This window comes from Pelagibaculum spongiae, from assembly GCF_003097315.1.
Taxonomy (GTDB): Bacteria; Pseudomonadota; Gammaproteobacteria; order Enterobacterales; family Pelagibaculaceae; genus Pelagibaculum; species Pelagibaculum spongiae.
On record NZ_QDDL01000002.1, the window covers coordinates 504239 to 517605 of the forward strand.

The window sequence follows — 13367 nt, forward strand, 5'->3', positions numbered from 1 at the left end:
ACATCTAGTAGAATCAATATCGATCCACTACTAAATAGACTTGCCACATTACAGGCTGTGAATAACTTAAATTATTTACCCAATATCAAGCAGCATAGATAATTAGCTGTTTACTCGAATTAAAAAATAATTAATAACAAGTTATTCACAGGGTAATTCACACCGCTGTTTTGGCAAAAATTCTTCAACGTCACAGGAACAATCCACCAAGAAAGCAAATATGATCGACAAACTTAAAATTCGATACCTTCCCTCGCTTTAATACCGGCCCGAAATGCATGCTTCACATCGCGGATTTCACTCACCGTATCAGCCAAATCCGTTAGCGTTTGCGGACAACCACGGCCGGTAATAATCACACTTTGTTCTAATGGACGATTAGCAATTGCTTGCACCACTTCATCCAGGTCGAGAAATTTATTGCGGAACATATAGGTAATTTCATCTAACACCAGCAGATAAATATCCGGGTCTTGTAAGATCCGTTTTGCTTCGGCCCAAGCACCTTCAGCAGCTGCTTTTTGCCCTGCATGATCACCTGACTCCCAAGTAAAACCGGTGCCCATTTCATAAAATTGTACGCCGCTTTGCTTGCGCAGCATTAAGCGTTCACCTGTTTCTTGCCGGCCTTTGCAAAACTGAACCAAGCCTACCTGCTTGCCATATCCCAACGCCCGAAACGCAGTTCCGTAAGCTGAGCTGGTTTTTCCCTTACCATTGCCAGTAATCACAATAGTGACACCGCGCTCTTCAGTGGCCTTAGCGATTTTCTGATCGACAACTTCTTTCGTTCGTTTCATTCGCTGATCAAATTTTTCAGTATCGATTTCTTTGCTCATAAATAACCTATCAAAATAATTAAAACATGATCGATTAGATCATCTCTATTCCATTAAGATTTTCAAAACAGCTATCTTTCGCTGTTAATAAAAAATCTTTCATAAAAGGTGAAGTTAACTGTTCTTCACGTACTGCAGCATATAATACACTCCACAATCCATTTTTCTCAGGTGGCTTCAACCGGCGAGCCTGAACATAGCCTCGCTGTAAATATTCATCTAATGCCCAGTTAGGCAAAGCTGCTACGCCACGATTACTCGCCACCAACTGCAACATCATCACCGTCAGTTCTGACGTTCGTAAGCCAGCTGGTTCAACATCTGCTGGCTCTAAAAAATGACAGAAAATATCTAACCGCTGTCGATCAACCGGGTAATTAATTAATACCTGATTTTGTAAATCTTCCGCTTCGATCCATGTTTTCTCTGCCAATGGATTACGTTCGCTTAATGCTAACAATATTTCATAACGGAATAATGGGATATAACTAATACCTTCAATTGGCGAAGTATCAGAAGTTACTACCAAATCAAGATCACCACGGATTAACGCCGGCATCGGTGCAAAATTAAATCCCGCCGATAAATCGACTTCAATATTCGGCCAATGCTGTCGATAATCATCAATACACGGCATCAGCCACTGAAAGCAGCTATGACATTCAATTGCAATGTGCAATCGTCCAGCCTCCCCACTGCCCAGTCGAGTTAAATCTCTTTCTGTCGCACGAACCACAGGCAAAATCTGATCAGCTAGCTTCAATAATCTCAAACCTGCTGTAGTAAATCTGGGTGGCCGTGATTTTCTGATTAATAAATCATTACCCAGCTTTTGCTCCATCTCCTTCAGTTGGTGTGACAGTGCGGAAGCAGTCAAGTGCAACTTATTAGCAGCTTCTGCCAAACTTTTGCTATGACGAATCGCTTGTAACGTCCGGAGATGGCGCAGCTCCAGCCGATCTTTGATCGTAGATACTTCAGGTTGAACTTTGTTCATGCTTTTATTGAAATTATTGAAATTGATTCAATAGTAAAACCACTAGACACTAGAAGGCAAGCGCCAGAAATTAAGTAGTCGCTCTGGCATAGCGCAAAATAATAACAGTACCGGAGAGACCATGAGCCAGAGCCAAGTAACTCAACCCGCCCAGGATAGCCTGCAGCAGTTAACACAGCTTTTGAGTAGTTATTCAGTAGCAAGTCAGCCAAGCGAAATAGCCACGATTACCGGGCCGGTCAGTTTCATGCGCCAGGCTCAACTAGAACTTCCGCTTGAAGAGCGGTTGAGCTATCTAAACCAGGTCGTCGATCAATATTGCAGATTTTTACAGCAACAAGCAGACAGCGGACAGCAATGGATTCGAATCAATGAGCCTGCCTTCACTGGCAACTTAGCGGCGGTATGGTGGGAAGCTTTGGAATATGCCTGTAGCCGTTTGTGTAGTGCGCCACTTAACTTATTAATTAGTGGTATTAACCAACCGGCAGAGAATCTCGATCGCCTATTAGATCTGCAAGCCGATGGCATCGAACTGGATTTTACCGGTCAACCAGCATTGGTAGATATACTGCTAGATCGACTACCTGCTTATAAAGTTTTATCAGCTTACTTCCAAGCACACACTACGCACTCAAAAATCATCGCTGCCAAACTGGAACAAGCGAAACAGAAATTGCCAGAAAGACTATGGATTAGAATTCTCTAAAGACTCTGACCCGAGCTATATCTTTAGTAGCCCATGATGCATTAAGTGTCTTGCAAAGGCTTAAAACAGGATGATAGTGAAAAAAATCTTGATTTAACTTTTCAAAATGATCGATTAAATCAGGAGTGTACTGCGTTAAGAAACCCTCAGGTTTATACGAAAAAGACTGCCTTAAAGTTCCGAAGTTTTTTATTAAAGATTCATCTGTGGTCACTCTTAAATCTTGCCAGAGACCGTGATGAATTGGCAAATAATCAAACAAAGCATGAAGGCCCGGCAGTCGATAATCAATCTTATCAGTTTCTCCTAACAGCTCCATTCTATAACAATGCAAAATTTTATATTTACCATTGAAATGTTCAGATTCAATAGCTTCTTTCATAAACTTCAGCATGTGACCAGTACAATTAGAATAGGGCTTACCAATATATATTAAGCCATTTTCCATCCCGCATAAATAAATTGGAACAGGCTTATATATTGTTGACATAAAAGAATCGAATCCGGTTGAAACTCCCTGTGGAAGCACACAAGAACGAGGATTAGTTGGTTGATTAAATTGAGTAAACCTAACATCTTCAGTGTTAAATGAAAATTTTTCACTTCGATTATAAAGATAAGAATCGATAACATCAGGAAGTGAAAAAAAAGTAAAATCTAAATATAATCCACCAAAAAAAATATAATATTAGTATTCTTAGTATATCGCATGCATGAGCATATTCTTGATGCTGAATAAGGCTATTAGCAAATATAAGCGTTACTCTAATTTCTTTATATTCTTTAGTAGCTATATCGTATAAATCATCTATGTTTCGTATTTCAAGTGATGCATGTTTTGCTATGTGGTCATACACACCATTCATTAACAACTGATTATTTGTCCATAATATATGTCTCGGATTCGCCAGTTTTCCTCCTGCTTTCAACCATTTTTGTGATAGCCTTTTTTCTGCAGCACATACTCTTGTAAAGGTATCTTCATCAGGAAGCTTTCCAAGCCAAATCCTATGGCTAACAGCAACGCCTCCATTATCTTTAGGAAGAAAAGGATCACCCGATATGTTTAAAACAAGATTAACTCTCCGGTAACTCTCCGTAATTATTTTTATAAAATTAAGTGTAATTTCATCTGAAACACCGGAAAAAAATTTTCGACATAGAACTGACGTCCGCATTATAGAAAAAGAATTTTGAAAATAAACTCGCCGATAAGAACCAGTTTTTATATACGATAAAAAAACTTTTTTCAATAAAACACCAAATATTATTCCATTATACCCATGTAATTCAAGGCTAACTATTTTACTAATAAAAGTATCTTTTTCGATTAGATCGAGTCCTTTTAGCACATCACCAACTTCAGACTTGAGCTTTCGTAGTTCCATTAATAAAGCTTCTGAAGACATTTCCATTGCTCTGTAACTTACAATATCATAAAGTATAGCCCAGCATTAACAACTAAAAAATCACCTCCATTATTTAGCTCTTTGTCGCATTCCATACTCTTACTTAGCGGCATAAAAAACAAAGTCATTTTTCAGTCATCGACATAGAAAAACTCCCATACATTAAAATAAAATTACATCATTAAAATCAACTTGATTTTGCCAGCCAAAGGCATATCCTAAAAGACATAAACCAACAGGAGATTGGGTGATGCTAAAGGTTATTGGTTGGCTTTTGCTAGGTAGCGGTTTGACGGTTTGCTTCGGTCATATGGGTTTACTGCCTGGGTTGTTACTGATCATTGTTGGTGCAATATTAGTGACCAAAAGCTTAACAAGTGATAAGACAGCTTCTCAGTAGTGACTGTTTTGTTTTAAACAAAACAACTACCAAGTACTCAAAAAACCTTATTTACGGAATAGCTTCGCATATTTAATTAATTTTTTTGAGCTTTTAGCTAGATTTTATCATAAAGTTATGTCTAATTAGTCGTTTAGGTATAATTGATATGAAGGTATTTTATCAGCTCGTCCTACTAATTAGCGCTAGCTCCTTAGCTTTAGTAAGCTGTGGAGGCAGTAGTAATAGCAGTAGCCCTTTACCAAAATTACAAATCAATCAAATTGAATCTGATAGTTTTTTTATTGTCAAATCTAATAACAACAAGTGTTACGAAATTGTCGCCACAGACAATTCTCAAGTCTATGATTTGCAAAAAAACACTTGCGATATTTACAATAGAAACCAATGGTTTTATCGCCAGACTTCTGAGCAACAATTAGTACATCATGCGACACAAACGTTGTTACAGTTCTCTGGTGACAATCCTCATCAACTGTCTTCCATAGCAGAGCCTTCCTCGCCATTAACACTCAATCAACAATTAGTGAATGAAAACATCTATCGAGCAACCACTGTTAGCTTACCTTTACCCATAGCAAAAAGTCGCTTTAGCTTCACTGGAAGCCCTGCATTATCTGAAATACTGGATACGATAAGCTATCAACAAGATGCAACCAACAATAATCTTGAAAATATCATATTGACCAGTAGAAACTTACCGGGCATTTCTTTAGCTTTTTCAATTGAAAACAATCAAAATTTAAAGCGCTTTAAGTTATTACAAAACAACAATAACTTATGTATCAATAGCTTTTCAGCAGTTATTGATAGCCTGAATGAACAAGAAATAAATGGCGATAGATTTTTTAATATTGTTGTAAATTGTAGTAGTGGTCAGCTGAATTTTACGCTTTCCAACGAACAGCTCGAACAGTCATTTCCGCCCCCTGAACAAGCACTCTCTTTCACACCGATTGCTTCAACTACAGATGCTTATATGTCGGGGTTATATATCACAGGTTCTGGTAGAACCATCCTGAATTTTATTCGTCAAAACCCAACCGTTACTCGCTTGATATTTATAGATCTTCCTGGCTCAGAAGACGATGAGGAACTTGCTCACTACGGTCCCTTTATTCGAGCTGCTGGCCTATCTACCCATATGCCGGCCAATGGCCAAGCATATTCTGGCGGCGTCGATCTTTTTCTTACAGGCACGAGTCGTACTTTTGAACGAGGCGGTATTTTAGGTGTGCATTCATGGAGTGGTGGCGACGTAGATGACGCTTCAGAACTTACAGATAATGACCCTCGTCATCAGCGATACATCAATTACGCTAATTCAATGTTAGGTAGCCCTACCGGAAGAAATTTTTATTTCTTTACCATTAAAGATGGCGTCGACTTTTGTATTATGAGCGAATCACAATTAACGACTTATTCTGTTATTAGTAGTGTTGTCATTCCTACGCCAGCAGGTGTGACACCTATAACTAGAATAGATCCAAGTTGCAATGACTAGCTTGTGATATCTGTAATATTTAAAGGCCTCTACCTGAAAATTAAAAAACAACCAGAAACGGAGTCATCATTGCAATTAATAGTTAAGTCTGCAGAACACTTTCGTTAGGCGTTTTAGTGCAGCCAGTGAATTATAAAATCACTGTGCGATGCATGAAAAGGTGCCAGTAGTTTTACTGCTGGCACTTTTTTTATTGATTAACCGTTATAGTTCGGTAATCACTTCTTGCTGGGATAAACGCGCCTTAGCTGCTTTATCTACCGTATTAAAATCTTCTTCTGAGCGATAACCCACCGCAGCAACCACCACTGAAGTTAAGCCTTTTTCTTTCAGACCTAAAAGCTGGTCCATTGCTTCTTCTGAAAAACCACCAATTGGGCAGCAATCTAGCTCTAATAATTGGCAAGACAGCATAAACTGGCCAAATGCCATAGCAACCTGCTGCTTCAGCCACTCACTTTTTTTGCCTGGCTCCATGCCTTCAGCGTAAGCACTCATCATTTCAAAGCGCTGTTGGTTAAGCGCTTCTCCACGAGTATCTGCAACATTTTGCTCAATCTTACGCACATCTTCAGCACCAAACTCAGTTTTGGCACAAAAAACAAACACGTGGGATGCATCATTAAATTTTGGCTGATTAAAATCCCAGGCAGCTGCCGCGATTTCCGATCTCACCTTTGGGTCAGAGACAATATAAAAGTGCCATGGCTGACTATTAATTGATGACGGACTCAGTCGTAGCGACTCTTTTAGAATATCAATCTTGGCCTGGGGTACTTGCTTGTTGGCATCGAATATCTTGGTGCTATAACGGTTGCTTAGCTGATCAATAAGGTCAAATTTCATAGTAACTCAATCCTGAAACGGAAAACTGCCTTATTAAATCGAGATTCAGCGAAAGAGGAAAGTATTAAGGTTGGAATTTATGATTGCCGGAGACAGCAAAAGACAAAAGGTGACAATCCGCCATATTTATTTTGGTTTTGATCAAAACCAAAAGCTCAATACAATTGACGACAGATTGAAGACACTACCATGACTAGTTGGTGTGCAATATCGCTTGCTCGCTTAAGCTCGAGAAGGGCCGTGGAAATAAATAATCTTTCTACGCTTTTGCGTAGGTCATCCTTAAGCCTTGGCGAAGCGTGACATTTCGTTGGAAAGTCACTATTCGCTTCGCTCATAACGACCTACATCAAGAGTATTTCTTTCTATATTTATAAGGTACTAATGAAATAAAAAACACCACTTCTTTGACAAAGAAATTTAATAGGAAATATTCGATAAAAAAGAAGCAGCATTATTTATTAATTTTCATAATTACAAATTAGACAAGTCAACTTCTACCGATAACGCATCGGTAAATTGCCCATTACTCGTGAACTCAGCTTGCGCCTGATACTGCAGAACATCTTGAGCCATTTGCGGCATTACAATAGCAGGGTTGCCTGCTAGCATTTGCTCGCCATTGGCAATAATTTCAGCAAAATTAGCTATTTTTCCACTTTTGCTAGACCAGCGTAATTCAGCCTTCATCGGGCTAACTGCTATTTCAGTATTTTCAGCAACCGCTTGTGCCAGCACTAACTCTGCAACTTGCAGATCTTGTTGTGCATTATTAAAACTAAAGCCTTGTTGGCTAAAACAATTGGCTGAATATTGCTGCTGGTTAACAGAAATCGCGGCTAAAGGTGCGCTCATATCATCACGAACCTTGCTAGCTTGCGCAGTGTAATTAAGCCCTGCTAATGCCGCTTGGTTAGCCGAAGTGGCATCGGTTTGATCATATAATGCACTTTGCAATGTTTCGGCCGTCAGATTTTGCGCGAAATCAGAATTAAAGGTGATCGTGGTATTTTGTGCCACTTCACCAATAATTTGTCCATTGGTACGCAGCACCCCACCCTCTTCAATCAATTGAACTGGCTGCTGCAGGTAATCACCGGCGCACAAGCTCATCGAATAACCATTAGCATTAACTTCAATTCGATAGATCGCTTGATTCCAACTTTGTAAGCTACCGGCAAGTGACCCATGCTCTGGTGAGCCATCCAGCTGACCATTTACCTGGCCTTTAACCAGCCACAAGCCACTTAAATTGGCGGTAGAAACCTGTTGGTCACCCGGAATATTATCTGGAGCTTTATCGGAAGAAGGTGCGTTACTGCTACTACATGCAACTAAAAATGAGCTGCATAAACTGACAAGTGCCAACTGGCGAGTAATCGAATTCATAAGCTTTATTATTTTTGTTAGAAGCGTTGGCCGATAATGAATAGCCAGCTAGCTGATTGCAATTAGAGAAAAAGCAATGGCAATATATCTGCCACGCCATATTCAGGTTTTCACCTCATTGATAGTAATTGCGTTTCGCGACTACTCACTGGTCGGCTAGGAATAGCTTTAGCCACAAGCCAGCTAAACTGGTGGTTGGAGATCTCGTTTTCAACACAAGAGCTTAATAACTATGGAACTTAACCGACATAACTTCCGAACCTTGTTTATGCAGCTAGGGCTATCTGACAACGACCAATCAATAGCCAATTTCATCGAAAACCACCGATCACTTCCCGCCAATATTCCATTAGAGGAAGCCGGTTTCTGGAATGCCTCACAAGCCATGTTTCTCCGGGAATCGGTGCAACTAGATTCTGACTGGGCCGAAGTGGTCGATCAGTTGAATCAGGCTTTAAGAGATTAAAAAAAACAACGGCTGGGAATTAGTGCCCATTCCATGATTAAAGTATCAGCAGATAACCTAAATTAGCGGCGAGCCAATCCGACTATTGGCGCGCTGTGCTGAGCATTTCTCTGTTATTCTGTGGCATCTACCAGCCGTCTATTTATCAATGAGTTGTCTCTATGTTGTTTGACCTTTGGCCTGCCATGATCGCCTTAACCCTACTGACTATGGCTCCTGGTGCTGACACGCTAATCGTGATGCGTAATACCAGTCGCGGCGGCATGCTTGATGGTACCGTGACTAGCCTAGGTATTTGCAGCGGTTTATTTGCCCATGCATTAGTTTCGGCAGCCGGTATTTCGGTTATTTTATTACAATCAGCAATGGCTTTTAGCCTGTTAAAACTCGCGGGGGCTGGTTATCTGGTTTGGCTGGGTGTTGGTAGCTTATGGCAAGCTTGGAAAGGCAGTAACGGTTTGAATATCGCCAGCGCTAATGAACATAGCTTTTCTGCGATGCGCTCATTTCGTGAAGGTCTGTTATCTAATGTATTAAATCCAAAAACTGTAATTTTTTATATGGCATTTTTACCACAATTTATCGACCCGACTGGTTCGGCAATTTTTCAGTCGATGGTGTTAGCTAGCGTACACTTTTTGATCGCTATGACCTGGCAAAGTAGCTTAGTATTAATGGTCAATAAAGCAAAAAACTGGCTAGCAAAGCCTTCGGTTAATCGCGGATTTAATACAATAACCGGTGGTTTATTGGTTAGTTTGGGTGTTGGATTAGCGTTAGAAAATGATTAGTTTTATTTAATTAATTCTAGACAAAACAATAGCACTAACAAGCACCTTTGTTTTGTCTAGAATGCTGCTTAGGTACAAATGTTATCAGTATGACAGCCTACTGTAGCAGCTCTATTTTAGGCTTTTTTAGATCCACTTCCGACAAAATAGCTTCCAGTACTGGCAAAGTCAGATTTCTCGCATCAGACTTTGCGACATCAGACTTTGCAATATCAGACTTTGCGACATCAGGCTTTGCAACATCAGGCTTTGCAACATCAGGCTTTGCAACATCAGGCTTTGCAACATCAGGCTTTGCAACATCAGGCTTTGCAATATCAGGCTTTGCAATATCAGGCTTTGCAACATCAGGCTTTGCAACATCAGGCTTTGCAACATCAGGCTTTGCAACATCAGGCTTTGCAATATCAGGCTTTGGAGCGATCGGAGTAGATTCTAACGCTATAATTTCTGCTGCAGAAACTAGCCCGAATATTTTATTTTCTATCTGACCATTACTACAATTTTTACGATCAATATTGACCGTTACATCACGAAAACCATCATTATCTACATCGGTAATTTTCAGCTGCTGAATGCTAGAAATTTCAGCAAGTCGCCCCTGAGAACTAGCACTCATTGCATCGTAGCAAATGTCATTATTATCACGATGGGGCTGATAATAATTCACTTCAATAATTTTATGTTTAGAGTAAACACCATTATTGATCACCACGGCAGAAATCGTTTCATTAACCAAACCTGATTTACTGACAGCAGCCCGAATTACCACCACCATTCTGTTCTGATCTTGGTAGATGCCATCAAACTGAGGTAGCCCAGAGAAGATTCTTTCTAGCTCATCGGTTTTAAGATCAACGTAATATAAACCATGGCCAATTTTGCCTGACTGATCCCAGTCGATAGCCACTACAAATTGTTTTTGGTTAATTTTGTAATACTTTGGGTATTCTAACATATCGAAGATTTTTGAGCTTTTAAGGAACCGCAATAAGCGTGGTTCTGCTTGCTCCATATCATTCGACATAAAGCCTGCTTTGGCATTCAGCTCGCCCAACCGTTGTTGATAGACATCTCGTAAACATAAGCGTGTATTACTGGCAAGCTGGCATTGCTCATTTCTGAGCTTGAGCCACGCTAACTGTTGCTGCCTTAGCACGGGTTGCTGTTGATCAGTGCTGTAGAGATGGAGCTGATTAAATAAATTGCTTAGTTGGCTGTCTAATTTAAAGCTTTTTCGATCATCACAAATTTCTTGTTCTATTTGATTCGTTACATTATTGCAATCTAAGCTGGCAGAAAATACTGGGCAAGATAGCAATAAACCCAACACAGCTAGCTTAAGACGTACCAACCTGAATTTCATAAAAGTCTCATATTTAATTGACTGCGACTTAAAAACAATATCAATAGTAATGTCTTGTTAGCCGAGCATACCTAAACAACACTTTAGATAAGCATCCAATATGCAAATTAAAACTGTCGTACCAAACTTACTTGCGGCTAGGATAATAAAGGCTCTGCCATAAACAACAATCGAATATTTTGTCTTAGCACAAGTGATGCGCTAAATGATGCGCCTTTACTGACCAACGAAAACAAATGACAATTAATTACTTTTAATCTTGCCAAAACAACAGATACTGGCTAAATATACAGCACTGTTATATATTTGGTCTCTGTTATGTCTGCTTCACATCGACCTATGAACTCCAATCAATCGCAATTCTCAGCCCCAGCGCCATCTTCAACAACTTCTGCGGCCAGTGCCATTCAACAAACTAGTCAGCAGATAGCGCAAATCCAACAAGCTGCCATCCAAACTTTGCAGCAGTACTTTGGCTTTGACCAGTTCCGCCGGGGGCAGTTGGAAATCATCCAGTCAGTGTTGCAAGGCAAGTCCGCTGCAGCGATCTTTCCCACTGGTTCTGGCAAGTCACTTTGCTATCAGATTCCAGCATTATTACTGCCAAATCTCACTCTGGTGGTATCACCGCTATTGGCCTTAATGCAAGACCAATTGAGCTTTTTACAAGCGAAAGGGATTGCTGCCGCTAGCATTGATTCAACCCAGACTCGGGAACAAACTCAGCAAACTATGCGAGATGTTCAATCGGGTCAGATTAAAGTGTTGATGATTTCAGTTGAGCGTTTAAAAAATGAACGTTTTCGAAATTTTATTCATCGAGTACCTATTTCATTATTAGTAGTCGATGAAGCGCATTGTATTTCAGAGTGGGGGCATAATTTCCGCCCTGATTATTTAAAATTGCCACAATATTTAAAAGAATTTTCAATTCCTCAGGCTTTACTGCTCACCGCAACGGCGACACCTCGAGTTATTGATGATATGCAGCAGAAGTTTTTTATTCATAATCATGACGTACAATTAACTGGCTTTTATCGCGCTAATCTTAAATTAAAAGTCCAATCAGTTGCCCAGCATGAACGGCTAGAAACACTCGGACAATGGCTAAGCGAACGTCAGCAGAAAAGCGGCATTATTTACGTCACCCAGCAAAAAACAGCCGAAGATGTCGCCAATGCATTAAGCAAGCGAGGCATTTCAGCGGTTGCCTATCATGCAGGCATGGGCCATGAGCAACGTGAGCAAATTCAGCGTGCATTTATGCACAATCAGCACCAGTGTATTGTTGCGACAATTGCATTTGGTATGGGCATCGATAAATCTGATATTCACTATGTCGTACATTACGATTTACCAAAATCGCTAGAAAATTACAGCCAGGAAATTGGCCGCGCCGGGCGTGATGGACAAGATTCAGAATGTTTAATGCTGGCTGGGCGGGATAATCTGCATTTACTAGAAAACTATGTTTATGGCGACACTCCTGATCAACATGAAATTGCTCAGATTATCGAACAAATTCAGCAGTGCCAGCAAAGCCAACAGCGCTGGGAAATTATGCTTCTTCCGCTGTCTAATACCACTAATATTCGGATGCTACCGTTAAAAACACTATTGGTGTACCTAGAACTAGAAGGCATTATTAAACCGCTATTTAGTTGGTTTGCTGAGTTCCGTTTTAAATTGCTGGTCGACCAGAATCAGTTGGAAACAAAATTCCAGGGCGAACGCGCTGAATTTGTCAGAGCACTATTCTCCAGCTCCAGCAAAGCTCGCGTCTGGTGGACGGTTGATTTCGATGCATTACACCAGCAATATCCCAGCGAGCGCTCAAGAGTCACGCTAGCTTTGGACTATTTCCAAGAGCAGGGTTGGATCGAATTAGAAACCAAACAGATGACCGAAGCTTTTGAGGTGTTAAAAGCCATCCCTGAGCCTGCAGTGCTTGCCCAGCGATTACGCGATATGTTTTTGACCCGCCAGCAGGCTGAGATTAATCGATTGCAACAAATGCTCAATTTATTCGAAGCCAATAGCTGCTTATCATTGCAATTAGCTGATTATTTTGGGCAAACGTTATCTACCAATTGTGGTCATTGCTCAGTGTGCACCGGGCAAACAACTGCGCTACAACCGCCAATTCAGCTACCCACATTACAAGCGGCCAATCTGAATAAAGCTTGCCAGCCATTGGTAGAAAAATACCAGTCTGTTTTTTCTGTTGAACCAACAGCCGTACTAAAAGCGCGTTTTTTAAGTGGCATTAGCTCGCCGCACTTAACGCGCATTAAAGCCCGCCAATTAAAAACCTATGCCGAGCTGGAACAATACCCATTTGATAGAATTCTGAAGGCCTTGCAGCAGTAAATCATTGCACTACAGCCCTAGCTCTTTGCGACATACCATAGATCTCTATACATAAATAATCCGGCGCTTATATGATAAATGCCGGATTATTTATATACGCTTTTAGCTCCCTTCGATTCGTTTCACTATCATAAGCACCTTTAACCAAAGTCATATTTCCACTCAGCTTTTAAATTCTTAATAAGCTTTACCTGATTTGTTCTTTACGGTATTAAAAAGATACAAAATAAAGTCAGCTTCTCTTGTTTGCGCTGCAACATAGCTCAAATCAACTGACTGGG

At 40.4% G+C, this 13367-nt stretch carries 12 protein-coding genes; 5 read left to right on the forward strand and 7 right to left on the reverse strand.

What is annotated here, in order from left to right; translation table 11 throughout:
* Nucleotides 1–233: 233 nt before the first annotated feature.
* Both cobO and DC094_RS08235 read right to left on the reverse strand, forming a co-directional pair.
* Nucleotides 234–839, reverse strand: coding sequence for a cob(I)yrinic acid a,c-diamide adenosyltransferase (gene cobO / locus DC094_RS08230; RefSeq protein WP_116686635.1), 606 nt, complete (start codon nucleotides 837–839; stop codon nucleotides 234–236).
* Nucleotides 840–873: 34 nt separating this feature from the next.
* Nucleotides 874–1836 (reverse strand): LysR family transcriptional regulator, encoded by a 963-nt coding sequence (locus DC094_RS08235; RefSeq protein ID WP_116686636.1) that lies wholly within the window; start codon nucleotides 1834–1836, stop codon nucleotides 874–876.
* Nucleotides 1837–1957: 121 nt separating this feature from the next.
* Between DC094_RS08235 and DC094_RS08240 the strand changes: the two genes are divergently transcribed.
* Nucleotides 1958–2545 (forward strand): uroporphyrinogen decarboxylase/cobalamine-independent methonine synthase family protein, encoded by a 588-nt coding sequence (locus DC094_RS08240; RefSeq protein ID WP_116686637.1) that lies wholly within the window; start codon nucleotides 1958–1960, stop codon nucleotides 2543–2545.
* Here the strand turns inward: DC094_RS08240 and DC094_RS08245 are convergent.
* On the reverse strand, nucleotides 2532–2927 hold the full coding sequence (locus tag DC094_RS08245; RefSeq protein ID WP_133245500.1) for a hypothetical protein: 396 nt from the start codon (nucleotides 2925–2927) through the stop codon (nucleotides 2532–2534). The genes DC094_RS08240 and DC094_RS08245 overlap by 14 nt on opposite strands.
* Before the next feature lie 250 nt (nucleotides 2928–3177).
* Nucleotides 3178–3954, reverse strand: a complete 777-nt coding sequence (locus tag DC094_RS08255) for a hypothetical protein (RefSeq protein WP_133245501.1) — start codon at nucleotides 3952–3954, stop codon at nucleotides 3178–3180.
* A gap of 548 nt (nucleotides 3955–4502) precedes the next feature.
* On the opposite strand from DC094_RS08255, the gene DC094_RS08260 reads away from it, so the two are divergent.
* A complete protein-coding gene (locus DC094_RS08260) occupies nucleotides 4503–5858 on the forward strand; it encodes a hypothetical protein (protein ID WP_116686641.1) in 1356 nt (451 codons plus the stop codon).
* Nucleotides 5859–6062: 204 nt separating this feature from the next.
* On the opposite strand, the gene DC094_RS08265 is transcribed toward DC094_RS08260, so the two are convergent.
* Together DC094_RS08265 and DC094_RS08270 are read right to left on the reverse strand one after the other, a co-directional pair.
* Nucleotides 6063–6704 (reverse strand): nitroreductase family protein, encoded by a 642-nt coding sequence (locus tag DC094_RS08265; RefSeq protein ID WP_116686642.1) that lies wholly within the window; start codon nucleotides 6702–6704, stop codon nucleotides 6063–6065.
* Between the two features lie 474 nt (nucleotides 6705–7178).
* Entirely contained in the window at nucleotides 7179–8093 is a 915-nt protein-coding gene (locus DC094_RS08270) for a hypothetical protein (protein ID WP_116686643.1), read from the reverse strand.
* 232 nt (nucleotides 8094–8325) lie between these two features.
* Between DC094_RS08270 and DC094_RS08275 the strand changes: the two genes are divergently transcribed.
* Nucleotides 8326–8559, forward strand: coding sequence for a DUF2789 family protein (locus DC094_RS08275; protein ID WP_116686644.1), 234 nt, complete (start codon nucleotides 8326–8328; stop codon nucleotides 8557–8559).
* Between the two features lie 161 nt (nucleotides 8560–8720).
* The gene (locus DC094_RS08280; RefSeq protein ID WP_116686645.1) at nucleotides 8721–9350 is read left to right on the forward strand and encodes a LysE family translocator; all 630 of its coding nucleotides are present in this window, start codon (nucleotides 8721–8723) and stop codon (nucleotides 9348–9350) included.
* A 97-nt stretch (nucleotides 9351–9447) separates the two neighbouring features.
* Here DC094_RS08280 and DC094_RS08285 read toward each other — a convergent pair whose 3' ends face one another.
* Complete coding sequence (locus DC094_RS08285) at nucleotides 9448–10716, reverse strand: lysozyme inhibitor LprI family protein (protein ID WP_116686646.1); 1269 nt, start codon at nucleotides 10714–10716, stop codon at nucleotides 9448–9450.
* Between the two features lie 318 nt (nucleotides 10717–11034).
* Here DC094_RS08285 and DC094_RS08290 point away from each other — a divergent pair, with 318 nt between their 5' ends.
* Nucleotides 11035–13086 carry a RecQ family ATP-dependent DNA helicase gene (locus DC094_RS08290; RefSeq protein ID WP_241503993.1) on the forward strand — a complete coding sequence of 684 codons (2052 nt, stop codon included), beginning with the start codon at nucleotides 11035–11037 and terminating at the stop codon, nucleotides 13084–13086.
* Nucleotides 13087–13367 lie beyond the last annotated feature (281 nt).